The sequence below is a fragment of the Algibacillus agarilyticus genome (assembly GCF_003286125.1).
Lineage (GTDB): Bacteria > Pseudomonadota > Gammaproteobacteria > Enterobacterales > Alteromonadaceae > Algibacillus > Algibacillus agarilyticus.
Genome location: NZ_QMED01000001.1, coordinates 276,968 through 301,856, shown reverse-complemented (window position 1 = coordinate 301,856; position 24,889 = coordinate 276,968). Strand labels below are relative to the sequence as shown.

Genomic DNA, 24,889 nt, shown 5'->3' with positions numbered 1-24,889 from the left:
CCTTTACTCGGCTTCTAACCCTGAAGCAACGGTTGCCAGCAACCTAGCGAGTGTTTTACGGTCGGTTTTAGACGAGTTTAATTCTTCATTAACGTGAGATAATTTATTAAGCGCATCTTCTATTTTTTTGTTAAAGGTGTCGGTTAATTGATCCATCTCTTTGTCAAAACGTGCTTGCATTTCGTTAAAGTGTTGGTCTGAATTGGTATCTGATATTTCAAGTTCAGAGGCTATTTTGTCTGCGTATGCGTTTAGCTCTACTGCTTTTTCATCTTGTTTTTGATCATTCAAACTGATTCTGTCATCTAACTCATTTGCGGTATTTTGCAAATGTACTTTAAGCGCCGAAAACTCATCGTTCATAGTTTGTTGTAATTCAACAAACCGCTGATCCATGTGATTAGTTAGGTTTGCAATTTGGTTTTCTAGTTGACTTTTAGCACTGCCAAATACAATTTGTCTTAGTTGATCTAGCTCTGTCACTGATGCTTCTGTATTTTGATTCACTTCATCTGGCAGATCGTTAACTTGCTCATTTTGTTCGTCTGACATATCAAACATCCCTAATTAATATTTACTTACACAGTCAAGATACAATTAAGACATTAGACTGATGATTTTTCAAGCAAAAATATAACTTTCATAATGGAAATATCAAAGGGGAAAAGCAAGGGGTAAAGCAAGAGAAGAGTCATGCTTGAAAGTGATATTACCAAAAAAGCCTTTATCTTATCCCAACAGAGCAAATTGTTTGTGTTATTCCAACTACTCACATAGCCATTAAAACGTTCAAACTAAATGTTATAAAAAAGTAACAAAATCACCCTGTAAAGTAAAAAAACATAATTAACCGTGTCTATTTGAATGTTATGATAACGTTAACAATTTGGTTTGTGCCGAATTGAAAATACTTATAAAGAGACAAACAACATATTTACAAAAACGACACCCTAATTTTCTTACAGAGTGAGATGCTGATGAAAAAAAATAAACTAGCCAATTCGATAATATCTTTGTCGATTGCTTTTGGTGGCTTATTAAGCGCAACCGAAAGTGTTGCAGCTAAACCAACGATCCCAGCGGACGGACAACGACTATTCATATTGGGTCAAGACCAAGTATCAATTGAAGAATACATGGCCGATCCTTCTTTACCTCAGCCTAATGGTTTTACCATGTACACCACATTAACACGCGGTGATACCGAGCCAACAACCGATTATTGTTTTAAAGGCTTAGACGGTTTAAAAAATATCGGTAATTACAACTCTAACTCAGCCGCTGGCTGTGCCGATAATCAGCGTCGCAACCAATGGGGTTCAGGTGTACAAAATGCACAGTGGGTGATCGAAACCTACAACCCAGAAGTCGTTGCCCTGGGTATGTTTTGCCCGGGTGAATCACAAGCACAAGCATTAGCACAAAACGGCACTCACGATGATTTATTAACTGAACTGGCCGACTTCTTTAAAAGCTACACCAATACCAAATTCTTCTTGCGTACGTGTTACGAATTCAATGGTGATGCGCACGGTTTAAGTGCCGACGGCTTTAAAACGATTTACAAATACGTTAAAACCTTTTTAGATAACCAAGGCGTAAATAACGTTGCGCATGTATGGCAATCAGATGCTTATCATGGCACGGGGCGTGTCAGCACATCGGCATTAGGTAACCAAGAGCAAGGTTACTGGCCGGGTAAGCAATATGTTGATTGGGTCGGTGTTTCACAATTTAACAGTGATATAAACGAAGAAGCTGAAATTGCAGAAGCCGAAGGCTTACCTTTATTTATTGCCGAAGTCACACCGCATGGCCAACTGGGTGTGCAATACGATTATAAAAAAGTATTTGGCAGCAGCCAACAAGCGGCACAAGGTTCAGGCAACCCCGTTACGATCGTGAATAACCTTGATTGGTTTAACGAAAAAAATGCCGAAATCATGCGCACATCCACCAAAGCATGGCATTACATTAATGCCGATTGGACCGCGCAACCACAATGGGAAAGCGCAGCCGATCAAGCCGGTGCTAACTTCTTTAAATATACCGATTCGCGCATCCAACTAAATTCAACAATTAAAAATCACTTTATTGATTTAGTCAGCGAGCAAAATGGTTTTGTACTGGGTGGTGTTAGTGAGCCAAGCAGTGATCCGGTTATTAATGCCTGCGCATTTGATCAATCACAACCCGTAGCAACCTCAACTAATGTTACGTTTAGTTGCACCGTCACCGATTCACCTGAAGGGTTAAGTACCGTTGATTTAAGTGTAAATAGCACGGCTTATCCTTCACAAAGCAAAGGGGATGGTGAATACACGTGGACCATTTTAGCCAGTGATTTAACGGTAGGTGATAATAATGTGGTGATCAGCGCGGCAGATTCAGCCGGTAACAGCAGCACACAAACCCATACCTTAACCGCATTCGATGATTCTGTTCAACAACCTGATCCAGAAACACCAACCGAACCTGAACCGCCCACAACCAGTGCCGAATTTGGTTTAACCAACGAAGGTTTGGTTTATCACTTAAAAGGTGAGCAAAGTGGTTCGTGGGCTTATCTTTGCTTAAACAATAGTTGTCAGAGTGCGACATTAAACGGCGACCGTTACGAACATAACTTTGGTACTGTTAATGCAGAGCAAGATTATGTTATTGAATTTAAAGTGCAAGATAACGCGACGGGTCAGTGCTTGTCGGGGCAATTTACGGTTAACCCAGGTAATAATGTTGATTCAGCCTGCGTAGAAGGTAGCGTGATCACCGAGCCGGAAACACCGACTGAACCCGAAGTACCGGTAGAGCCTGAAACGCCAATCGAGCCAGAAACACCGACTGAACCCGAAGTACCGGTAGAGCCTGAAACGCCAATCGAGCCAGAAACACCAACTGAACCAGAACAACCGATGGAAGCGTTCGGTATAAGCTACGTTAACGATACAACCATGCGCGTTTATCATGTGGATAATGGTTGGACAGCGAGCTGGAATTACCTGTGTGTTAATGCTGATTGTCGTCAAACTACACGTGAGAATGGCTTGTTTTATCGCGATGTGACAGCGGTTTTAAATCAAACCTATGCAATCGAATTTAAAACGCAAGATAACTCGCTTGGCCAATTTATGGTTAGCAAAGACGCAACCTTTAAAGCTAACGTAAGCGTGCCGCCAACAGAACCAGAAACACCGACCGAGCCAGAAGTACCGACTGAGCCAGAAACACCAACCGAGCCAGAAGTGCCGACTGAGCCAGAAACACCAACTGAGCCAGAAACACCAACTGAGCCAGAAACACCAGCACAACCGACAGAAGATTTTGGTGCGGCCTATGTTGATGCCAATACCATGCGTGTATTCCATGTTGATAACGGTTGGACAGCAAGCTGGAACTACCTATGTGTTAACGGTGATTGTCGCCCAGGTACATTAACTGATGGGGTATATAGTCGTACTGCGAATGCGGCATTAGGTCAAACTTACGATATCGAATTTAAAATACAAGACGATATATTAAGCCAATTTATGGTGAGCAAAACCATTGAATTTAGCCAAAATAGCTCAACACCTACAGAACCACCTGTTGATCCAGAAACACCAACAGACCCTGAAACACCAACAGAACCACCAATTGAGCCACCAACTGAACCCGAAACGCCAGTTGCAGCAACAACGGTGAGTGTAGCGAACAATGCAACGCTTGGAAATTACCTCGTGGCCGGTGCCGATTCAGCACAAGCTGGGTTCACACTTTATACCTTTGATGTTGATGCGGGTGGCGAAAGCCAGTGCAACGGCGGGTGTGCAACCGTATGGCCAGCTTACACCGTCGCAACCACTGAAGATGTGATCGCACCAGTTGGCGTAACGGGTTTAGCAACTCAAGCGCGTACCGACGGCACACTGCAAGTAACCCTAAATGGCGAAAACTTATACTTATTCGCTAACGACACACAAGCAGGTGATACAAATGGCCATAGCGTAAATGACGTATGGTGGGTTGCCGATTTACCAACGCCAGAGTTTGCCGACAACACATGGCAAAAATCGGTAGTACCAGCCTGTGCAGATTTATATGCCAGCAGCAACATCCCTAACATTGGTTACCATGTTTATACCCAAAACAACACGGTTGTATTCACAGCGGGTAATCAGTTGGCGTCAAACGTTTGGGGTGACAGTGCCCGCGCTGTATTCTTCCGTAACGATGTAAACGGTCGCTTACAACACTTAGGCACAGTAGAAAGCGCCCGCAATGGCAATACGGCCACAATGCAAGTACCGAGTGATTGGTTGCAAGGCGAATCGGTTTACTATGTATCTTACAAGCGCAAAATTGCCCCACAACAAGGTGAAATTGGTAACGCACTGGCATATCAAGATTCAGCGCTATACGGTTTAAACAAAGGCTGTATGTCGGGCACCTATAATGCCGACCCAGAAACCTTTGCCGGTTGGATACGCTTTCAACATCCACAAGGATACTTCAACGATCACAACGTTTTTAATGAGCGCATTGATCCAGTCAATAACAGCGTAGGTCACTTTAAAAACTTACCGCGTTTTACCGCAACCGTTACACAAGATGAGCCCGGTAAAGATTTACTCGTGCGTATCGATTTAACCTACGAAAATTACTCAACCATGTCAGCAACCGACGACATCACATGGGCTGCGATTGAAGGCAGTGAAGAACGAGCCGGCGGCGGTAGCCCACGTCAGCAAATCAGCTTAGCGTGTGAACCACTCGATGCCGCTTATAACAGTGCAATGTGTAACCTAGGTCAAAATTTTGCCTACGGACAAAACATCGATTGGGAGCTGCGTGTAATACCGCGTGATAGCGCAGGCTCAAACCTATACAGCCAAATGCTATTTTACGTAAAAGGCCATGGCTGGGTACGTGAATCGGTCGACCCACGTGCAACACTTGGCGGTTATGCCAGCATCGATGCCTTTGGTGCAAACGCATACGAAAAAGCATCAGCCTTTATGCAACACAACCACACCAGTGATTTACAAGTCGCGCGTGATTTTGTTGAGCAACACGAAGATTTTCGCGTGAACATAGGCGACGACATAAACCCAGGTTTTAATACCTGCGAAAGTTGCCATGTAAACGATGGTCGTAGCCAAGTGATCTTTAACGTGCCGAACGTTGGCCCACGTATCGCACCGCCACTTATTGGCTTAGGTTTACTTGAAAAAGTACAGTTTCCAGGTAAAGCAGGCTTTGGTTGGGCTGGTAACCGTGAAGATGTTGAAGCCGCAGTGCGCTTTGCGTTGGGTGCCGATTTTGGCGTAACCAACCCAGATCAAACCATGGTTGATCGCCTAACCAACTACTCAAAAGAAGTAGCCGTGCCGCAGCGCGATAAAAGCTTGTTATTTGAGCCAAGCGTGATCGCCGGTGAAGCACTGTTTAAAAACGAAATGCAATGTGCGGTTTGTCATACCGAAAGCCAAATCACAACCGACGGCAATGTTATTCGTCCATACAGTGATTTACTGACCCATGATTTAGGCGATGGCGCATTTCGCACCGCACCACTTTGGGGTTTAGGTCGCACAGCCGAAGTTAACGCATTCAGTATGGATGCCGAAGTTTCAGCCGGAGGCAAAAATGCATCACACGACAAAAACCAACGTGAAGCCATTGCCGCAAACGAAAACAACGTATTGTTTATGCACGATGGCCGCGCAAAAGGCTTAGATGCCGCCGTTCGAGCACATAATGGTGAAGCTGCAGCCGCAAGAGCCGCATACGAAAGCGCCAGTGCAACCGAACGTGAACAGCTACTAAGCTTTTTACGTTCATTATAAAATCCCTGTAGAGCTTAGCCCGGTAATATAGGGCTAAGTACCGCGCTCAGCACAAAGCAAAGCACAAACCCCAAGCCTCGATCAGCTTAACCCTAAGTTAAGTGAGTCGGGGCTTTTTTATACCGAAAAATGAATAGCTAAATATACTTAAACGGTATAATTAGAAGGTATTGTTAAAAAAATAAGGAATAAAATAGGTTATAGAGAGCAGAAAATTATCAAAAGTGGGTGTTCCCCAGAATACCGCTGCGGGTATTAGCCCTTGAACCGTAGGTTCAAGGCGGAAGCTGGATAATTACCGTAGGCTTCTCGATACGAGCCGAGCTTGCTCAATAGTAACTAAGCCAGGATCCTGAAAGTAGAATTATCGGCTCAGGGACATAACCGTTAGCACATACTCCAGGGAACATAGTGTGAACATACAAAAACATAGCACTTGCTGTGTTTAAGTCGGTAATATAATGCCATATACAAACCGTATGCGCTATAATGTTTACCTTAAAGAATACGCTTTATATGCTTAAGTGTATGATTGTATTGAATAAGTTTTTATTTGTTAGTGCGCACCCTTAAGTTGTGCGGTATGAATAGTACACACGAAGAGACCATTTTTATGTCAGATGCCAGTTTACCTAATTACGACGATTTTGATTTTTTACTGCAAACCCACAAATTAACGTGTAGTGCTTCTGAAGTTCACGGTATTTTATGCGGTGTGATTTGCGGCGGTATGAGCGAGCATAGTCGAGAATGGTTATCGGTTATTCGTGATTTTTGCCTTGATGGTGCTTTATTACCCGATGAAGTTGCCGCGGCCATGACCGATTTATATAAAACGAGTTTTAGCCAATTTAAAGATGGCCAAATCAGTTTTCAACTCTTTTTGCCTGAAGATGATGTAGCACTTAGCGAGCGCGCTGAAACCTTAATTGAATGGTTAAATGGCTTTTTATCAGCCGTGGGCATTCAAAAAATTAAGTTGCAAGATGCCGACTCTGAAATTCGTGAAGCCTTTCAAGATTTAGTCTCGATTAGTTCGATGGACACCCAGCTTGAAGAAAACGAAGAAAATTTTCAGTCGTTTGAAGAGATCGTTGAATATATTCGCATTACGTCTGTTTTATGTTTTGGTGAATTTGGTAATGCCTTACCAGAAGATTTGCCTAAAAAACCAACCTTACATTAGTTGTTTATTTTATGATTGAATTCGCTACGTATCAGGCGCGTCGAGCGCAGTTTATTGCTCAAATGTCGTGTCACTCTGTGGCTGTTTTTCCGGCTAATACCGAAGCGCGGCGCAGTCGCGATACCGAATATACGTTTAGGCAAGATAGTGATTTTTGGTATTTATCGGGCTTTAACGAGCCTGATGCTTGGTTGGTGTTAACTAAAGCTGCAGATGGCACAAGCCAGCAAATAGTATTTTGTCGACCTAAAGATAAAACCGCTGAAATTTGGCAAGGTCGTCGATACGGCCCCGAATTAGCCAAAAGTACGTTTTTGTTTGATGACGCTTATGCGTTACCCGAATTTAATGAAAAAATAAGCGGCTTACTTGACGGTGTTAACGCTATTTATTGGCCGATAGGTGAATATGCCGCCGCCGACGAAACCTTGTATTCGGTTATGAATACGTTGCGCCAGCAAGCCAAGCTGCATAAAGCGCCTAAGCAAATGCTTGATAGCCGAGATATTTTGCATGAAATGCGCTTGTTTAAATCACCTGAAGAACTCGCCGTGATGCGGCATATTGGCAATATTAGTTGTCATGCGCACCAGCGTGCGATGCAATTTTGCCAACCTGATGTGTTTGAATATCAACTCGAAGCTGAAATTTTACATGAGTTCGCCATGAATGGCGCTCGTTCAGCCGCTTATAATACCATTGTGGCCGGTGGCGATAATGCTAATATTTTGCATTATACCGATAATCAAGATCAGCTTAAATCGGGTGATTTGGTGTTAATTGATGCCGGTGGCGAGTTTGATGGTTATGCCGCTGATATTACGCGTACTTTTCCGGTATCTGGGCAATTTAGCCCTGCGCAAAAAACCTTATACCAACTGGTTTTAGATGCCCAAACCGAATCAATGAAATTAATTAAACCTGGGTCAACATTAAAACTCGCAACCGATAAAGCCATTGAGGTTATTTGTTGTGGTTTAGTTGAGCTTGGCATTATTACAGGTTCAGTTGCCGATGCCATTGAGCATAAAACGTATCGTGATTATTTTATGCATGGTTTAGGGCATTGGCTGGGGTTAGATGTGCATGATGTGGGCGATTATAAAAAACAAGATACTGAGCGTCCTTTTGAAAACGGGATGGTTTTAACGGTTGAGCCCGGGTTGTATATTAGCCTTGATGCTGACGTTGATCCGCAATGGCGTGGTATTGGCATTCGCATTGAAGACAATGTCGTGATAACGGATTCTGGCTTTGAAAATTTAACCCAAAACGCCCCCAAAACCATTGAGGCTATTGAAGCATTAATGGCGAAAAAAAATTAACTGTATAATTAACAATATGATATCTAAACCTGAATTTGATTTAAGTATTGTTGGCGCTGGTTTAGCAGGAGCCTCTTTGGCGTTAGCTTTACATAAAACCATGCCAATGCTTAAAATCGCGCTTATTGAAGCTCAGCCGGTGCATACTAAAACTCATGGCAGTTTTGATGGCCGAGCTTTAGCGCTTTCATATGGTTCAACCTTATTATTGCAGCAGTGGGATATTTGGCCTGTTTTAGAGCCGCATGTTGGCACGATCAAACATATTGAAATATCAGACCAGCATCAGTTAGGTTATAGCTTAATTAATGCGCAGGCTTATCAAAAGCCGGCTTTAGGTTATGTTATTGAAGCGCAAGTGTTGGGCGCGGCTTTGCATCAAGCGTTAAATGCCTGTAGTGGCCAGATCAGTTTGTTTTGCCCACATTCGGTTGTGTCGTTACAGCAATCAACCGAACAAGTTGAACTCACATTAGATAATAACCACGTTGTTTGTTCAAAATTAGTGGTGGGTGCTGACGGTGCGCAAAGTCGTATAAGAGAATTGCTTAACATAAAGCAACAAGCGACAGCTTATGATCAAGTTGCGATTAGCTGTAATGTTCGGGTTAAATCTACCGCACCTCATACGGCATTTGAGCGTTTTACTGCGCAAGGGCCGCTCGCTATGTTACCGATGTTAGATGAGCGTTATGGTTTAATTTGGTGCCAACAAGCGCATCGAGTTGACCATTTAATGGCATTAAGCGATCGTGAGTTTGTTGCTGAGTTGCAAAAAGCATTAGGCTATCGGGCAGGGGAGTTAATTGAGGTTGGCACACGCAAAACATACCCTTTAATCAGGCAAATAGCCGATCAAGTTTATCACCATCGTTGTTTACTCGTTGCAAACGCTGCACATACCATTCACCCTATTGCCGGACAGGGTTTAAATTTAGGTTTACGCGATATAGAACAAATTGTATTTGCGCTTAAAAACGCGAATAAACATAACACCGATATTGGCGAATTTGTTACGTGGCAGCATTATATTGAGCATCGGCAACGTGATACGCAAAAAATAGTGGCCGCCACAGACGGCTTAGTTCGTATTTTTTCAAACAACGATTTTTTATTAAGCCATGTTAGAACAAAAGCATTGAGCGGGTTTGAACGTTTCGGTTTGGCTAAAAATTGGTTTGCTCAGCAAGCGATGGGATTAAGTAAATGATGATAAAAGCAGATGTCGCGATTGTTGGCTCGGGCATGATTGGCCTAACAAGTGCGTTAGCCTTAGCAAAAAGTCGATTAAACGTGGTGTTAATCTCTGATACCGACCCTGTCGATTTAATTGATAAAACACAACCTGCCGGTTTACGAGTGAGTGCGATTAATCAGGCTAGCATTAATGCTTTTGAGCAATTAGGTGCGTGGCAAGCGATTAGTGAACAACGGTTATGTGCTTATCGGGGGATGGATGTTTGGGATCAATATAATACCGGCCGGGTTGAGTTTAATGCGCAAGATGTTAACGCAGAGCATCTAGGTTGTATTATTGAAAATGACGTGGTGTGTGCGGGGTTGTGGCAAGCGTTAACAATGCAAAATGCGGCGGCAACGAGCCATCAAGTTGATGTTATTTCTGGCCGGGTTGCGCAAATAAACAGCGATCTTGATTCAAGTATCATTGTGTTAGTTGATGGCCAACTTATTCAAAGCAAGTTGGTGATTGCAGCTGATGGTGCGCATTCATCCATTCGTCACATGATGAATATGCCGTTAGTCGAAAATGATTATCAACAAAATGCGATTGTCGCGACAATCAAAACTGAAAAGCCGCACCACCATATTGCACGGCAAATTTTTACGGCGAATGGCCCATTAGCCTTGTTGCCGCTTTACGACGCTAATTTGTGTTCAATTGTGTATTCTCAACAAACTGAAGTGGCCCAGCAGCGTTTGGCTATGAGCGATATTGAATTCTCGCATCATATAACCGCACAATCTGACGGTGTGTTAGGTATGCTTGAGTTGTGTTCGGCAAGGCAGGCTTTTCCGCTGACGATGCGCTACAGTCGTGATTTTATTAAACACAATGTCGTGTTAATTGGCGATGCCGCACACACTATTCACCCTTTGGCAGGACAAGGGGCTAACTTAGGGTTAATGGATGCATTAGCCGTAAGTGAGTGCATACTTGAGCACGGATGTGATCTTGACGAGCTTAAAAAAGTATTACGTTGGCGCAAATCTGAAGCGTTTGACCGCATTGCCGCTATGGAATTATTTCATCAAAGTTTTACCAGCCAATTAAAGCCCATTAAATGGCTACGCAGTTTAGCCTTAATTAGCGCTAATCAAATTGCGCCTATTAAACAACAACTTATTAATGAAGCAAGAGGTACAGCCGGGCGCTTACCTAAACTTGCACAAGGTTTATAAATGCTAAGTTATCGACATTCTTATCACGCCGGCAATTATGCCGATGTATTAAAACACATTGTACAAATTGCTATATTGCAGCACTTAAATTTAAAAGATAAACCTTACTGTGTTATTGATACACATGCTGGCGCGGGCGGTTATAAACTCACCAGCGCGCACGCACAAAAAACACAAGAATACGTAACCGGTATTGGTCGTTTATGGCAAGAAAAACCGCCTGTTGAATCAGATGCGCTTAATGCTTATTTAAAAGCCGTTGAAACGTTTAATAATCATGAAAAGCTATTAAATTACCCTGGTTCTCCGTATTTTACTAAAAGCATGATGCGCCACAAAGATCAGCTTTTTGCCCATGAAATTCATCCAACCGATATTCAATTATTAAAAGCATTCGCTGGGCGTGATCGTCAAATGAAGGTGCTTGAAGAAGATGGTTTTGTGAATGCCATTGGATTGGTTCCTCCGGCACAAAAACGCGGATTAATGTTGATTGACCCCCCTTACGAAATCAAAAAAGATTACGATAATGTGGTCGATCTTATTGTTAAAGCGTATAACCGTTTTTCAAGTGGCACTTATGCCATTTGGTATCCTGTTGTGCAGCGTGAACGTATAACGCGTATGCAGCACGAGTTAATGGACAGTGGTATTCGTAATATTCAACGTTATGAAATTGCCGTTCAGCCTGATTCAGATGAATTTGGCATGACCGCCGCAGGTATGATTGTGATTAATCCGCCTTGGACCTTAATGCGTAATATGCAAGCTATCATGCCTTATTTAGCTGATATGTTATCACTAGAAGCACCTGCAACTTATTTAGCTGAGCAATGGGTTGAAGAATAATAAGCAGCAACCACATCATACTTAATTTAAAAGCCGATAACGTTTAATGTTATCGGCTTTTTTTGTTTTAAGAGCAAAGTAAACTTTAACCTTAGAATTAGAACGAATTAACCTAATCAAAACCGCAGTTATGCTAGGTCATTGCTTTGATTGCTGTATAATGCGCGGCTTTAAAAGGCCTTATTTTATGATTGCTTGAGCGGTAACGTTATTTTACTTTATCTTGGCTCGACCCCATTCTTTTTGTCGCCTTATTATTTCTTTTAAATTATTACCCATTTACCGTGTTTTAAGCGGTAAATATAGGATACTCCTTTGATCACTACTTCGAACATTACAATGCAATTTGGTCCTGAGCCATTATTTGAAAATATCTCGGCTAAATTTGGTAACGGTAACCGCTATGGTTTGATTGGCGCAAATGGCTGCGGCAAGTCTACTTTTATGAAAATTTTAAGCGGCGAACTTGCACCAACGTCAGGTAATATGTCGATCACTGAAGGCTTAAAAGTAGGTACATTAAGCCAAGATCAGTTTGCGTTTGAAGAATATAGTGTAATCGATGCGGTGATCATGGGTGATGTCGCATTATGGAAAATTAAGCAAGAGCGTGATGCCATTTATTCAAAACCTGAAATGACAGAAGAAGATGGCATGAGAGCCGGTGAGCTTGAAAGCGAGTTTGCTGAAATGGACGGTTATAGTGCAGAAAGTCGCGCGGGTGATATTTTAATTGAAGCCGGTATTGAAGAAGAGTTTCATTTTGGTTTAATGAAGCAAGTGGCACCAGGCCGAAAGTTACGCGTGTTATTAGCCCAAGCCTTATTTGCTAATCCGGATATTTTATTGCTTGATGAGCCAACCAATAACTTGGATATTCACACTATAAGCTGGTTAGAAACCGAGCTCAATAAACGAAAATGCACCATGATCATCATCTCGCATGATCGTCATTTTTTAAACGCTGTTTGTACACATATGGCGGATATTGATTATGGTGAATTGCGTATTTATCCGGGCAATTATGAATATTTTCTTGAGCAATCAAGTTTAATACGTGAGCAGTTGCTTTCAAGTAACTCTAAAAAAGCCGCTGAAATTGAAGAATTACAAGACTTTGTTAATCGTTTTGGTGCGAATGCGTCTAAAGCTAAACAAGCGAGTTCACGCGCTAAACGCATGGACAAAATTAAGCTAGATGAAGTTAAATCGTCAAGCCGTGTATCACCGAGTATTCGGTTTGATGCGGGTAAAAAAATGCACCGCCAAGCTTTAATTCTTGAAAACCTAGGTCACGGTTTTGATGATAATACGTTATTTGCTAAAGGTGAGCTTATCCTTGAAGCTGGCGCTAAATTAGCCGTGATTGGCGAAAATGGTGTGGGTAAAACCACTTTTTTACGCTGTTTAGTCAATGAGTTATCACCGTTGAATGGGGTGGTTAAATGGTCTGAAAATGCTAATGTGGGATATTGTCCACAAGACAGCAGTTCAGCATTTGATAATGATTTAACCATTATGGATTGGATGTCGCAGTGGCGTAGACCCGTGCATAACGATTTAATGATACGTGGCATGTTAGGGCGCTTATTATTTACTGAAGATGATGCAAACAAAAAAGCGCGCAACTGTTCTGGTGGTGAAAAAAATCGACTCTTGTTTGGCAAATTAATGCTGCAAGATATTAATGTATTAATTATGGATGAACCGACGAACCATATGGATATGGAAGCGATTGAGGCATTAAATAATGCACTAAAACTGTATGAAGGCACGCTTATTTTTGTCAGTCATGACCGTGAGTTTGTTTCGTCTTTAGCTACACGAATTATTGATATTAAAGATAAGCAAGTTATTAATTTTGATGGCACGCTGGATGAGTATTTAAACCACTAACTGTTAGTTAGATTGTGGTTATTTTTAGATATAGTCTTCTCGCTCAGGTTTTATGGTTCATTGTCAGCGCTTACTCTCGACTTTGGCTCCTGCGTCGTTCTAACACCTAAATCCATTTAGGCGGCCCCAATCACATAGTAGAGCATATACTCATGGGGGCTCGAAGCTTGACGGCTTTGCTTACATGGATGTAAGTACTTCGGTTTCGTCTGGAACTAGAAACCTGCCCCTAAAACCCGATCGCTTTGACTATAACCCTTAGGTTTTTATTAAAAACGAGCTGCGGCTCGTTTTTTTGTCTCTTTATTTTGTCTTTGTTGTATTTGTTTTACTTGTTTCAGTTAAGGTCAAAATAATTGGCGGTGCAGGCTACGCACTTACATTTTTGAATAAACAATGGGTGATAACATAAAAAAACCGAGAGCTTTAAACTCTCGGTTTTTTATGTGGTTTAATTTTATAACTTAATTAACGCATCTTACGGCGTAAGCTTATTATTAAACCTGTTAAAATAAGCCAAAAGTTCATTGAGCCACCGCCACTTTCGCCACCACTTTCACTATTATTAGCATCATCACTCGAATCTTGATCTGGTGTTGGATCTGGCGTCGGGTCCGGAGTTGGATCTGGTGTCGGATCCGGCGTTGGATCAGGTGTTGGATCAGGTGTCGGGTCCGGAGTCGGGTCCGGAGTTGGGTCCGGAGTTGGGTCCGGAGTCGGATCTGGTGTCGGGTCCGGCGTTGGGTCCGGAGTTGGGTCCGGAGTTGGATCTGGTGTCGGGTCCGGTGTTGGATCTGGCGTTGGGTCCGGAGTTGGATCAGGTGTCGGGTCCGGAGTTGGATCAGGCGTCGGATCCGGAGTTGGATCAGGTGTCGGATCGCTTGGGTTAATTAAGTTAACTAACCTAAATTCATCGCCGTTCCACTGCCATGCCGCGCTACCTGCACTTTGAATTTTTACGGTTTTTACACCCGGTGTATCAATATAAAGTGTTTCACCGATCACGGTTTTATAGGTATCCCATTTGCCTGTGCCATCAAAATTCGTTATTGCGACAGGGGTATCATCAATAAAAACTTGTACACCAAGGTTGGTTTCGGTTGCTGAGCCTATAACAAATTCAGTGCGGTAATAGCCTTTACTTGGAAAGTTAATTTCGTATGTAGCCCAATCGCCTAACGTATTAAAATTAATGTTATCTGGTGCAGCAACATTAAAGCCAACATGGTCATCTCCACCCACGGCTGCACTGTCTTTACCCGTCGTAATAAACATCGAAAATTCAGTGATAATGCTATCGCCATCAGCCCATGTTGATGTATCAACTAGGTTTTCTTCAGCTACGGGTTTATAAAAGCGCACCCAATCAATCAGGTAGGTATTTTTGCTATCATCCGCTAATTCGGCATCGGTTGGTGTTAAGCCTAATGCATGACGCCAATCTTGATCTTCCATATTGATTATTGCGTGCATGGGTTTGTTTAACCCTGCGCCATTTGTGTAATCATATTTATCAAGCGGGTTAAAATCAGTATTAAAGCTTTTTAACGTGCCGTTTGGGTCAAGGTAAGAGTAGCCGGTATCGGTTACGGTTCTTACATGTTTACCATTAACAAAGTATTCGAGGTGAGTCGGCGATTTCCAATAAACACCCACGCGAATAAATTCGTCGCGCCAATTAGTGCGGCCAGCTTCAGAATACCAAGTGCCTTCAACCCCTTCAGAATCAGAAGGTTGATAATCGGTAAAAGGGTCTCTTATAAAAGTATGATTGCTTAAATGGAGGCTCTTTGAAAACCAGCGATTGTCTTTATCCACATCGCCACTAATTTGACCATCGCCATCAACATCAACGCCATCTCCGCCGTACGCTTCGATTACATCGATTTCTTGAGTTGAATCTCGGCTTAAAAACCAAAAATCAGATGCTAGCGCTGAGTTACTTAGTTGTACTTTTGCTTCCATAAAAATAGGAAAAATGACGGTTTCTTTTGATGTAACACTACCTAAAAATACCCCACCGGCTTTATCTGTATTTTCATGATCATGCGGAACACGGCTGGCACGTAATGTTAAATATCCATTTTCAACTTTTGAATGACTTGATTCCCAATAGGTTTTACCAGGACCTAACCAATCGCCTATATAGCCTTCTTTCCAACGGGTAAAAAATTCATCATTTTTACCCACTGCAGGCGCGGTATAATTAAAGTCGTCTGATAGTTTATGTTGAACCCATGCGTTGCCATCTCCTGCATCGGCTGGAACCGGTAGGGCATCCCAATCGGCCGCGGTGGCTGAAAATGACAAGCCTAAAGATAATAATAAAGAGGTTGTGTGTTTCATTTGTTTTGCCTATTGTTAACAAAATACATTTACAATATTAACAATTTATTGGTTTTTTTAAAGGTTTTTCTCGCATTATCGCCTACTTTTTTTAAGCGATGACAGATTGTCTAAGGTTATCAACTGCTTATTTAATATGATTTATGGTTCTTTTGAGTATAAGTTACGACTTTTGTTTGGTTTTTGGGTAGGATATATAGTCAAAGCGATCGGGGTTTAGGGGCAGGTTTCTAGTTCCAGACGAAACCGAAGTACTTACATCCATGTAAGCAAAGCCGTCAAGCTTCGAGACGCCATGAGCATATGCTCTACTATGTGATTGGGGCGAGTAAGCGCTGACAATGAACCATTAAACCTGAGCGAGAAGACTATACCTCACTTTTACCCTTATTTTGATTATTGATATGCGCCTATTTAAAGTTGTTTTGAGTTTATTAATGTTTGCTTATTTTGCGGCAGGCACTTATTTATATGTGGAACAACGCAGCTTTGTGTTTTTTCCTTCGCCAGTATATGAGCATGAATTTGCTGAGCTCGAGCTTAATAATGACAATATTAATGTTAAAACATTGATAGTTAATCCGGGTAAACGCAACGCGTTAATTTTTTTTGGCGGCAACGCGACTAAGCCAGCGCATCAAGCCGTGCATTTAAAAGAGCAATTTAGTGACTATACCGTATATTTGATGAGTTACCGAGGATACGGTGGTAGTGAAGGTACGCCTTCAGAAGCGGGTATTTTTAGTGACGCCTTACAATTATTTGACCATATAAAAACTGAACATGATTCGATTGATTTATTAGGTCGAAGTTTAGGTACCGGCGTGGCGAGTTATGTGGCCGCTAACCGTAATATACATAAGTTAATTTTGGTTACACCTTTTGACAGTATCGAACAAGTTGCACAAGGACGTTATCCTATGTTTCCAATGTCTATTTTATTAAAAGACAAATTTGATTCGGCTAGTCGAGCACAGCAAATAACCGCACCGGTTTTAATCTTCATTGCTGAAACAGATCATGTTGTGCCGCATGTTAATACCCAAAATTTGATTAAAGCGTTTACTTCATCACCATTGGTCGTCACGGTAAAAAATGCGAATCATCGTAATATTTTAACCAAACCTGATTTTTATAAGCGAGCTGAATTGTTTTTATCTACTTCTGAGTTTAGCGAGTAATGCGCTATTTTGTTATTAAGCCGTGCAGATAAACTAACGCTAAATAACCGTATTAAGTAAGTTCAGCAGACATTAATATTGCTTTGGTTAATTTAACCATTATTTAGTAAAATTTTTAGCCTTTATTTTTTACATTTTGTATTATTTCTTTAAAAACAAGGGTTTAATTTTTGGCGTATTTATTGCTCTACAAGTGATATTAACCTTTAGAGTACTATTGATATGAATAAATTATTGTTGAAGCGTTTAAGCTTACTTGTTTTACTTCCTTCCTTATTTTTGTCTGGCTTGTTGCAAGCCAATCAAAATTTAGATCAAACCGAAACGACTGAAAATACACTTAACTTGAGTTTAGTGATCAGCAAAATAAATCAATTAATGAAAGCTCACCATTACAACCCAGAAGCGCTAACATTACCCGACTACCTTGCAACTAAACAAAAAGTAGAACAGCTAACACAATCTAAATTGAGTAAAAGTGAGTTTATTCATGCGTTTAATGCTATTTGGCAACAGGGGCCTTTTTCTCATGTACGTTTAGATCATGCTCATCAGTCGGCAAGCCAATTAGCCAACTATTTAGATACTATGAATGTGGGTGAGCAAGCATATTCATTAACGTGGCAACAAGGTGCTGCCATTTTAACGATTAATACCATGATGGGAAACGACACTATTGCGTTTATTAATAAAGCATACTCAACTCTTGTGACACAACAAGCGAGTGCGCTTATTATTGATTTACGTAATAACACCGGTGGTGCATTTGCTGTTAAACCACTAGTCGGACACTTGTTAACGTCACCGCTTGATGTCGGTGGATTTGTTTCACAACAATGGTTTAACGCTAACGCGAGTTCGCCTAAACAAGCTGATATGCTCAAGCCTGCCGCTTGGCAAGGGTGGTCGATTAAGTCTTTCTGGCAAGATGTACAAGCAGCACCGTTAACGCGAGTTCAATTTCAACCTATGCTACCGATATTTAAAGGGCCGGTTTATGTGCTGACTAGCAAAAAAACAGCAAGTGCCGCTGAACTTGCAGTCGATGCGTTGGTTAATTTGCCTAATGTGACGGTTATTGGTGAGCCAACTGCGGGCGAAATGCTATCGCAAATTATGTTTGATTTACCTGAAAGCTTACAGCTTTATTTACCCATCGCTGATTATTATTCGGTTCATTCTGGTCGCATTGAAGGTGTTGGTATAAAACCTAACATCGAAACTCAAGCTAATTCTGCTTTTAACAAAGCGCTTGAGTTAGCAAAAGTAAACACAGTAAGAATAAACTCGGATAGTACTAACTAAGCCGAATACCTCGATACCAAATAGAAAACATTCGTTTATTAATTATGAGTGAAATGTGCAGTTTCTAGGTGGGGGAATTATTGTGACTTTTTAGTGATATATTAAGCGCATATAATCAACGCATTAGGTATCTTTTTTCCCCTATAAATAAAAACTATATTTGAAGAGGAACACTGTATAATGTGAAAATTAATTTCACTCAAGTTCATGTTCATGTTTTTATTTTGTAGAACAGAGCAGCGATTCATTTGCTGGTCAAAGAGCCTGAGTATCGTTGTTAGCTTTGATTAGGGTTTTATTTATGAATATTAAAAAGTTACTGCTGCCTTTGGGTTTGGTTTTATTATTAGTGATAGGCACGGTTTATTGGTTTTTTTCAAGTGAAGAAGAGGTTGTACCGCTGGTTTTATCGCCTGCTAAGGTCGCTCAAACCGTAAGACCGTTACCGACTGTGACACAAGTTGATATGTTAAAGAAATTGCCTAAGTTTTCTGATATCAAAGATGTGAAACAAAAGAAGGCGACATTTTTTGATACATTATATCCGATTATTTTTGTTGAAAATAATCATGTTTTAGCACTGCGTTCTAAAATTATTGCGCTGCAAGAACAAGGTTTAACTAACTTATCGTCAAGTGATGAACAGTTTTTACAAAAAACCGCGGCAAAATACAAAATTGCAGAAACCGATATTAATGCCACGTTGATGACGCGTTTATTACGCCGTGTTGATTTTATTCCACCCGCGCTGGCGTTAACACAAGCCGCCTTAGAATCGGGCTGGGGGAGTTCTCGTTTTTCAAGACAGGGTAACAATCTATTTGGTCAATGGTGTTTCACAAAAGGCTGTGGCATGGTTCCGAGTTCACGCGATTCAGATAAAAGTCATGAAGTGGCTAAATTTAATACGGTGAATGATGCTATTCGTGCTTATTTACATAACTTAAATACGAATACCGCCTATGTTGATTTACGTAAAATTCGTGAAACACAGCGCAACGCAAAAAAAATACCTAAAGGCGCAGATTTAGCTCAAGGCCTATTACGTTATTCAGAAGAAAAACATGAATATGTCGTTAAAATAACAAAATTTATGCGTCAAAATAAACTACATAATTATCAGCAAATTAAGCTATAACTTGATGATTTAGCTTTTTATTCAGCGAGTCTATTTATGCCCTTTCTTGCGTCATTATTTGTTATTTTAAATCAATGGATAATGAATGGGATTAAGTTGAATAAAAAGCCGATTTTTTTATTGCTGTTAGGCTACCTCCAACTGGGGATATTAGCCTCGGTTAACGCGCAAACTGCGGCTTTAAATAACCGTGATTTTAATCATTTAATACCCAATAAAGCCGTACACAGTAAAACGATACAAAGTAAGGCTAAACGCAGCAATCAATCCGCTAACATAAAACCCGCTAACATAATGACAAAGCTCGCGTTTAAAGCGGATAGTGGCTTTATCGCGATTGTTGTTGATATAAATGGTATTAAAGCGAATGCCATGATTGATACTGGGGCTGAGTATCATGTTTTTAATACCGCTTTTTTGCAAAAGCATCAATTGGGTAGCTTAAGTAAAAAAACAATAAACGTTAAAGGGGTTTTGGGTATTGGCGCTGCGCCCTTTGTGACGGGATTAAACCTGACATTACTCGGACAAACCGATCGTAATATCAAGGCGATCGCATTAGATGCACTGTCGGTTGATGTCATCATCGGCGTTGGGTTTTTCTTTAACCGTTTAATACAAATAGACTATCCACAGCAAACCCTTCGTTTATTAAACCCGCATAAAACACCGCTAAAACAAGTTGCTAATTTGCGTTTACAAGCTAAAGGGCGCTTATTTTTAATTGATGCCTATATTCAACAAAACACTCGTTTATCTTTAGTGCTTGATACGGGAAATAACGCCGGTATTGTGGTGAGTCATGCATTAGCAGCACAAGCCAATTGGATATCGCAATATCAGATCAGAACCGGTCAACTTAAAGGCGTAATGCAAGAAACCAAAACGTTTGTGTTACAAATACCCAATGCACAAATTGGGCCTTTTAATTTAACGAATGCGATTGTACATGTGCCTATGCAAGATGACGCTAGTAACTTGAATCAAGGTGTGCATGCCGATGGTTTAATCGGTTACGAAATGCTGAAAAATTTTGTCATCACCTTAGATTACAGCAACAAATTAGGCCATATTTTTGCGCGCTAAAATGCGACCGTCGTGATGATCCCGAAGTCTTTACGGTTTTTTTGATGATTGTTGAATTGATGATTGCTAAATAGATGGTTATTTAGTGAAATACGTTGCGTTATGACATTGGCTCTGGTTTGAATTAAATGAGCTTTAGCTGAACTGATAAAAGCAGCAAAAGATAGCCATATCACAATAATAATCAGTGCTTTAATTGCTCGCATACATTTTTATTACCTGACCTTTTTTGTTGTTTAGATTAATTCGGTTATTGAGTGTGGTCGTTCACCCTGAACCTATTTAAGCTCGCTTTTATGCATAAATGTTAGCGTTGTGCAAACCTTCCCATTCGCTTAAATAGTGTTGTTCAGTGTGAACGGCAATGAAAAAAGACATCCTTGTCATGCGCCTAAAAAAGAGTTTTTTTTAATCGTTGGCTGCGGTTAAAATAGCTTGAGGCACTAATTTGATTTCAACACGACGGTCAAAAAAGTCATTTTGATACGTTTGCTCGCTGGCCAATGGCGCTGATTCGCCATAAGCTTGAGTCGAGATGCGTTCTGCATTAATACCTTGAGCAACCAGTAATTTTTTAACAGCGTTTACACGTTGTTTTGATAAAACCAAGTTGCGTTCATCTTCACCACTGCGATCGGCATAACCATTGAGTTGAATGTGCAAGTCGGTATTTTGTTTAGCAAGTTGTGAGAGCTGTAATACTTGGTCTTGATAAATCGATTGGACGTCGCTTGAGCCAATGGTAAATTGTAAATTGAGCTTTAATTTTTCAATGACTTCAGCTGATGCGAGCGTTTTTTCTGCGTGCATTATTTGTGTTTGCAACTGTTTGTTGGTGCTGGCCAATTGGTTTACATTTCGCGCGAGTGTTTGTTGTTGGTTTTTCGCTTGGCTTAGTGCTGCATTGGTGCTTTGTATGGTTTTATCATTAATATCATTGGTTGTTTCGTAGTAGCTAATGATGCCGCCAATGGTTGCTCCGGCTACCGCCCCAATCGGCCCCGCAAAAATGGCACCGATTGCGGCTCCGCTGCCAAATCCGATTAAACCGTTTTTTTCATATTCTTCTTTATCATGGTTAGCTAAATTGCTGTTAGCGAAACTACTTGTGCTGGTTAATGCCAATAAAAGTGCTGAAGTAATAAGTTGCTTTTTCATTAGGTATTTCCTTGTGTTTGATTTTGTTTGTTTTGGCAAACAACCTGTGTTGTGCCGACAGGACTTATTAAACACAACTCAAATGGCGAAGTTTGGGATGAAAAAAGGTAATGCACTGTTGAATTATGGCGAAAAAAAGGCAATTGCCCTGCGGCTCTATTTTTGTGATTATTTTTAGGTATAGTGAACACCCTGTTTAAATATCACTATGTAATTAATCATGAGCCAACGCATTGCGATTGTTGAAGATGAAGTCGCTATTAGAGAAAACTACGCTGAGCTTTTAACTAAGCAAGGCTATCAAGTTCAAACTTACTCAAACCGTTTGCAAGCCACAGCGGCTTTTGAAGAACGCTTACCTGATTTAGCCATTATCGATATCGGTTTAGAGAACGAAATAGATGGTGGTTTTGTGTTATGCCAAACCTTGCGTGGTCTTTCGAGTTCTATTCCTATTATATTTTTAACTGCGCGTGATAATGATTTTGATACTGTGAGTGGTTTGAGAATGGGGGCTGATGATTATTTAACTAAAGATATTAGTATGCCGCACATGACGGCGCGGATTGCGGCGTTATTTCGCCGAATTGAAGCCACTGCAAAACCTAAAAATCAGGATGAAATTATTCAGTGTGGTCAATTAACTTTAGCGTTAGAACGCATGACGGTTCAATGGGCTGAGCATTATATTGATTTAACCGTGACTGAGTTTTGGATGATCTATTCATTGGCTAAAACCCCTGGGCATGTCAAAAATAGACAACAATTAATGCAAGACGCGAAAGTGTATGTGGATGACAGTACCATCACATCGCATGTTAAACGTATTCGCAAAAAATTTATCGCTGTTGATCCCCACTTTGATTGTATTGATACGGTTTATGGTATGGGCTATCGCTGGAAGCTTTAATGTTTAAAAATAAGTGGTGCTATGAAATTAGGTCGGTTTAAGTTTGGTTTACGCTTTAAACTATTGTTGTTATCAGGCTTTTTATTTTGCATTCCGTGGCTGGGTTATGAATACGTGTGGGAGATGGAAAAATACCTGCGTATTGGACAAGAGAAGACATTAATGGGCACGGTTAGAGCCGTCGCCACGGCTTTACATGAACGCCCCAAGTTATTTGATAGTCAAGCGAGCTTTTTACCCAGTGTACAACAAGGGCGTGATCTTTATGCTTATCCTATTGTTGACCCTATCCGGTTAGATGGAAAATTAGAAGATTGGCGTGATACGCAACATGCGATCACTTATGATGAAAAGTATATTCTCGAAGGAAAGCCATATTTCAAAGCGGACTCTTTGCAATTTAATCATATGGTGGGTAAGTATCGCGATTATTTATATAGCTACTTTGAAGTGACCGACGATAATGTTATTTACCGACCTAAAAACAGTTTAAAAGTAGACGGTAATGATTTATTACAAATTGCCTTTGTGACGCCCGCAGGTGATTTTAGACGTTATTTAATTACGACTCCTGAACCCGGTTGGTTGACCCCGTATGAGTTGCGCACCGAAGTGATCACTAATGAACCCTTAAGGCCCGAATCTCGGATCCAAGGTGCTTGGTTGCAAACCGCGAAAGGCTACAATGTTGAACTGCGTATTCCGCTTGAGTTATTGGGCAGCCAGCTCAGTTTTGCGATCACGGACATTGATACCAACAGCACACAAGGTTCGTCTGAAAAAGTGACCATGGGCACCGCTAATTTTAAACAACCTGACCAACTTGGCACTATCTTAGTGCCGTCTCCGGAAATAGAACGTATTTTAAAAGGGCTAGGGCATAGCCAGTCTCGAATATGGATAGTCGACCAACATAGTCGAGTATTAGCGCAAACCGGTGATATAAAACAATCAGAAGGCGTGTGGAGTCAAGTGGCTCAGCCGGTTAAACAAGAGCAAACGGATTCAACCCTTAAGCGTTGGTTAACAACCTTGTATTATAAAATTTTAACTAAACCGCCAACCGATTTTAGTGATGAATTATATGATGCTGCGCAATTACAAGGTAGCCATATTAATCAAGCTTTAAAAGGCAAAGCGGCTACCACGTGGCGCTTAACAACCGATAAGCAAGCTGTGATTTTATCGGCTGCATCTCCTATATACAGTGATGGTCAGGTTATGGGGGTTGTGATTGCAGAAGAAACGACCAATGGCATTCGTACTTTAAGAAATCAAGCGTTAGAAAAACTCTTTAACGTGATTATTGCTGTGATGGTATTAGGGACCTTAGCCTTATTTTTATTTGCATCGCGCATATCGTCGCGCATTGTAAAATTACGCAATCTAACGGAACAAGCGATTGATGAGCAAGGTAAAATAATAAATGCAATTGAGCCGACACGTGCCAGTGATGAGATAGGTGATTTACAACGCAGTTTTGGTGATATGGTGACACGATTAAGCGAGTACACGCAATATTTGCAAGGAATGTCTGGGCGTTTATCACATGAATTGCGCACGCCGGTTGCCGTTGTGCGCTCGTCGCTTGAATCACTTGAACTGGATTGTGAAGTCGCCGCAAGCAGTGTTTACATGACTCGCGCTAAAGAAGGTGTTAATCGCTTATCGAGTATTTTAACGCTCATGAGTGAAGCCACTCGTTTAGAATACGCATTACAAAATACAGAGAAACAGCATTATGTATTGCTCGATGTGGTTACCGGTTGCGTTGAAGGTTATAAATTAACTTATCAAGCGGTAAAGTTTGAATTTACCGCTACTATTAGTTATATAGAAAATAATAGTGATGAGCATGTTGCTGGTGAAGGCGGATTAGTTGAAGGCGCACCTGAGCTATTTGCGCAATTATTTGACAAGTTGATTGCCAACGCGGTTGAGTTTGCAGAGCCTGATACCGTGATCTTGATCAAACTTATGCAAATAAAATCTGAACTGGTGCTTTCTGTTAGCAACTTGGGTGTATTGTTACCTGAGGAAATGCAAAGTCGATTATTTGATTCAATGGTATCGGTGCGTAAAGGTGAGCAGCAATCTCAACCGCATTTAGGCTTGGGGTTATATATTGCTAGGTTGGTTGCTGAATTTCATGGAGGTCAAATTAAGATTGCAAATAACGCGACAAAAAATGGCGTGAATGCCGAGGTGACTATCCCGTTAACCTCTGGATAAGCCCGCTTAAACGATAGATCATTGTTTAGTG

Annotated in this window: 17 protein-coding genes and 1 other RNA gene; 13 read left to right on the top strand and 5 right to left on the bottom strand. The window is 41.1% G+C overall.

Annotated elements, in window-relative coordinates; translation table 11 throughout:
* Positions 1-3: 3 nt before the first annotated feature.
* Positions 4-552, bottom strand: a complete 549-nt coding sequence (locus DPX34_RS01350; RefSeq protein WP_111976605.1) for a hypothetical protein — start codon at positions 550-552, stop codon at positions 4-6.
* Positions 553-977: 425 nt separating this feature from the next.
* On the opposite strand from DPX34_RS01350, the gene DPX34_RS21845 reads away from it, so the two are divergent.
* Positions 978-5,825, top strand: coding sequence for a family 31 carbohydrate-binding protein (locus DPX34_RS21845; RefSeq protein ID WP_198673596.1), 4,848 nt, complete (start codon positions 978-980; stop codon positions 5,823-5,825).
* 228 nt (positions 5,826-6,053) lie between these two features.
* Here the strand turns inward: DPX34_RS21845 and ssrS are convergent.
* A non-coding RNA gene (gene ssrS, locus DPX34_RS01320) (6S RNA) lies at positions 6,054-6,234 on the bottom strand.
* A 174-nt stretch (positions 6,235-6,408) separates the two neighbouring features.
* On the opposite strand from ssrS, the gene DPX34_RS01315 reads away from it, so the two are divergent.
* The 6 genes from DPX34_RS01315 (at position 6,409) to DPX34_RS01290 (ending at position 13,502) form a co-directional block, all read left to right on the top strand.
* The gene (locus DPX34_RS01315) at positions 6,409-7,011 is read left to right on the top strand and encodes a UPF0149 family protein (protein WP_111976604.1); all 603 of its coding nucleotides are present in this window, start codon (positions 6,409-6,411) and stop codon (positions 7,009-7,011) included.
* 11 nt (positions 7,012-7,022) lie between these two features.
* On the top strand, positions 7,023-8,336 hold the full coding sequence (pepP, locus tag DPX34_RS01310) for a Xaa-Pro aminopeptidase (protein WP_111976603.1): 1,314 nt from the start codon (positions 7,023-7,025) through the stop codon (positions 8,334-8,336).
* A 16-nt stretch (positions 8,337-8,352) separates the two neighbouring features.
* Positions 8,353-9,546 (top strand): 2-octaprenyl-6-methoxyphenyl hydroxylase, encoded by a 1,194-nt coding sequence (ubiH, locus tag DPX34_RS01305; protein ID WP_111976602.1) that lies wholly within the window; start codon positions 8,353-8,355, stop codon positions 9,544-9,546.
* Positions 9,543-10,757, top strand: coding sequence for a UbiH/UbiF/VisC/COQ6 family ubiquinone biosynthesis hydroxylase (locus tag DPX34_RS01300; protein ID WP_111976601.1), 1,215 nt, complete (start codon positions 9,543-9,545; stop codon positions 10,755-10,757). Before ubiH ends, DPX34_RS01300 begins: the two co-directional genes overlap by 4 nt.
* Entirely contained in the window at positions 10,758-11,606 is an 849-nt protein-coding gene (locus tag DPX34_RS01295) for a 23S rRNA (adenine(2030)-N(6))-methyltransferase RlmJ (RefSeq protein WP_111976600.1), read from the top strand.
* A gap of 315 nt (positions 11,607-11,921) precedes the next feature.
* Positions 11,922-13,502 (top strand): ABC-F family ATPase, encoded by a 1,581-nt coding sequence (locus tag DPX34_RS01290; RefSeq protein WP_111976599.1) that lies wholly within the window; start codon positions 11,922-11,924, stop codon positions 13,500-13,502.
* Positions 13,503-13,970: 468 nt separating this feature from the next.
* On the opposite strand, the gene DPX34_RS21840 is transcribed toward DPX34_RS01290, so the two are convergent.
* On the bottom strand, positions 13,971-15,848 hold the full coding sequence (locus tag DPX34_RS21840; protein ID WP_198673595.1) for a carbohydrate-binding protein: 1,878 nt from the start codon (positions 15,846-15,848) through the stop codon (positions 13,971-13,973).
* 404 nt (positions 15,849-16,252) lie between these two features.
* Here DPX34_RS21840 and DPX34_RS01275 point away from each other — a divergent pair, with 404 nt between their 5' ends.
* From DPX34_RS01275 to DPX34_RS01260, 4 genes are all read left to right on the top strand, one after another.
* Complete coding sequence (locus DPX34_RS01275; protein WP_111976598.1) at positions 16,253-17,029, top strand: alpha/beta hydrolase; 777 nt, start codon at positions 16,253-16,255, stop codon at positions 17,027-17,029.
* Positions 17,030-17,251: 222 nt separating this feature from the next.
* Complete coding sequence (locus DPX34_RS01270; RefSeq protein WP_111976597.1) at positions 17,252-18,334, top strand: S41 family peptidase; 1,083 nt, start codon at positions 17,252-17,254, stop codon at positions 18,332-18,334.
* A gap of 301 nt (positions 18,335-18,635) precedes the next feature.
* Positions 18,636-19,472: a glucosaminidase domain-containing protein gene (locus tag DPX34_RS01265; protein WP_111976596.1), complete on the top strand. Its 837-nt coding sequence runs from the start codon at positions 18,636-18,638 to the stop codon at positions 19,470-19,472.
* Between the two features lie 36 nt (positions 19,473-19,508).
* Positions 19,509-20,558: a retropepsin-like aspartic protease gene (locus DPX34_RS01260; RefSeq protein WP_111976595.1), complete on the top strand. Its 1,050-nt coding sequence runs from the start codon at positions 19,509-19,511 to the stop codon at positions 20,556-20,558.
* Here the strand turns inward: DPX34_RS01260 and DPX34_RS01255 are convergent.
* Complete coding sequence (locus DPX34_RS01255) at positions 20,555-20,764, bottom strand: hypothetical protein (protein ID WP_111976594.1); 210 nt, start codon at positions 20,762-20,764, stop codon at positions 20,555-20,557. The two genes, DPX34_RS01260 and DPX34_RS01255, sit on opposite strands and share 4 nt — an antisense overlap.
* A 202-nt stretch (positions 20,765-20,966) precedes the next feature.
* On the bottom strand, positions 20,967-21,716 hold the full coding sequence (gene pdsO / locus DPX34_RS01250; RefSeq protein ID WP_111976593.1) for a sortase-associated OmpA-like protein PdsO: 750 nt from the start codon (positions 21,714-21,716) through the stop codon (positions 20,967-20,969).
* Positions 21,717-21,936: 220 nt separating this feature from the next.
* Between pdsO and pdsR the strand changes: the two genes are divergently transcribed.
* On the top strand, positions 21,937-22,626 hold the full coding sequence (gene pdsR, locus DPX34_RS01245) for a proteobacterial dedicated sortase system response regulator (protein ID WP_111976592.1): 690 nt from the start codon (positions 21,937-21,939) through the stop codon (positions 22,624-22,626).
* A gap of 21 nt (positions 22,627-22,647) precedes the next feature.
* The gene (gene pdsS / locus DPX34_RS01240) at positions 22,648-24,858 is read left to right on the top strand and encodes a proteobacterial dedicated sortase system histidine kinase (protein ID WP_111976591.1); all 2,211 of its coding nucleotides are present in this window, start codon (positions 22,648-22,650) and stop codon (positions 24,856-24,858) included.
* Positions 24,859-24,889: the final 31 nt, after the last annotated feature.

What these genes read in the sequence shown, in the direction of transcription:
- DPX34_RS01350 (WP_111976605.1), bottom strand. Translation starts at nt 552, where the DNA reads ATGTCAGACGAACAAAATGAGCAAGTTAACGATCTGCCAGATGAAGTG.
- DPX34_RS21845 (WP_198673596.1), top strand. Translation starts at nt 978, where the DNA reads ATGAAAAAAAATAAACTAGCCAATTCGATAATATCTTTGTCGATTGCT.
- DPX34_RS01315 (WP_111976604.1), top strand. Translation starts at nt 6,409, where the DNA reads ATGAATAGTACACACGAAGAGACCATTTTTATGTCAGATGCCAGTTTA.
- pepP (WP_111976603.1), top strand. Translation starts at nt 7,023, where the DNA reads ATGATTGAATTCGCTACGTATCAGGCGCGTCGAGCGCAGTTTATTGCT.
- ubiH (WP_111976602.1), top strand. Translation starts at nt 8,353, where the DNA reads ATGATATCTAAACCTGAATTTGATTTAAGTATTGTTGGCGCTGGTTTA.
- DPX34_RS01300 (WP_111976601.1), top strand. Translation starts at nt 9,543, where the DNA reads ATGATGATAAAAGCAGATGTCGCGATTGTTGGCTCGGGCATGATTGGC.
- DPX34_RS01295 (WP_111976600.1), top strand. Translation starts at nt 10,758, where the DNA reads ATGCTAAGTTATCGACATTCTTATCACGCCGGCAATTATGCCGATGTA.
- DPX34_RS21840 (WP_198673595.1), bottom strand. Translation starts at nt 15,848, where the DNA reads ATGAAACACACAACCTCTTTATTATTATCTTTAGGCTTGTCATTTTCA.
- DPX34_RS01275 (WP_111976598.1), top strand. Translation starts at nt 16,253, where the DNA reads ATGCGCCTATTTAAAGTTGTTTTGAGTTTATTAATGTTTGCTTATTTT.
- DPX34_RS01270 (WP_111976597.1), top strand. Translation starts at nt 17,252, where the DNA reads ATGAATAAATTATTGTTGAAGCGTTTAAGCTTACTTGTTTTACTTCCT.
- DPX34_RS01265 (WP_111976596.1), top strand. Translation starts at nt 18,636, where the DNA reads ATGAATATTAAAAAGTTACTGCTGCCTTTGGGTTTGGTTTTATTATTA.
- DPX34_RS01260 (WP_111976595.1), top strand. Translation starts at nt 19,509, where the DNA reads ATGCCCTTTCTTGCGTCATTATTTGTTATTTTAAATCAATGGATAATG.
- DPX34_RS01255 (WP_111976594.1), bottom strand. Translation starts at nt 20,764, where the DNA reads ATGCGAGCAATTAAAGCACTGATTATTATTGTGATATGGCTATCTTTT.
- pdsO (WP_111976593.1), bottom strand. Translation starts at nt 21,716, where the DNA reads ATGAAAAAGCAACTTATTACTTCAGCACTTTTATTGGCATTAACCAGC.
- pdsR (WP_111976592.1), top strand. Translation starts at nt 21,937, where the DNA reads ATGAGCCAACGCATTGCGATTGTTGAAGATGAAGTCGCTATTAGAGAA.
- pdsS (WP_111976591.1), top strand. Translation starts at nt 22,648, where the DNA reads ATGAAATTAGGTCGGTTTAAGTTTGGTTTACGCTTTAAACTATTGTTG.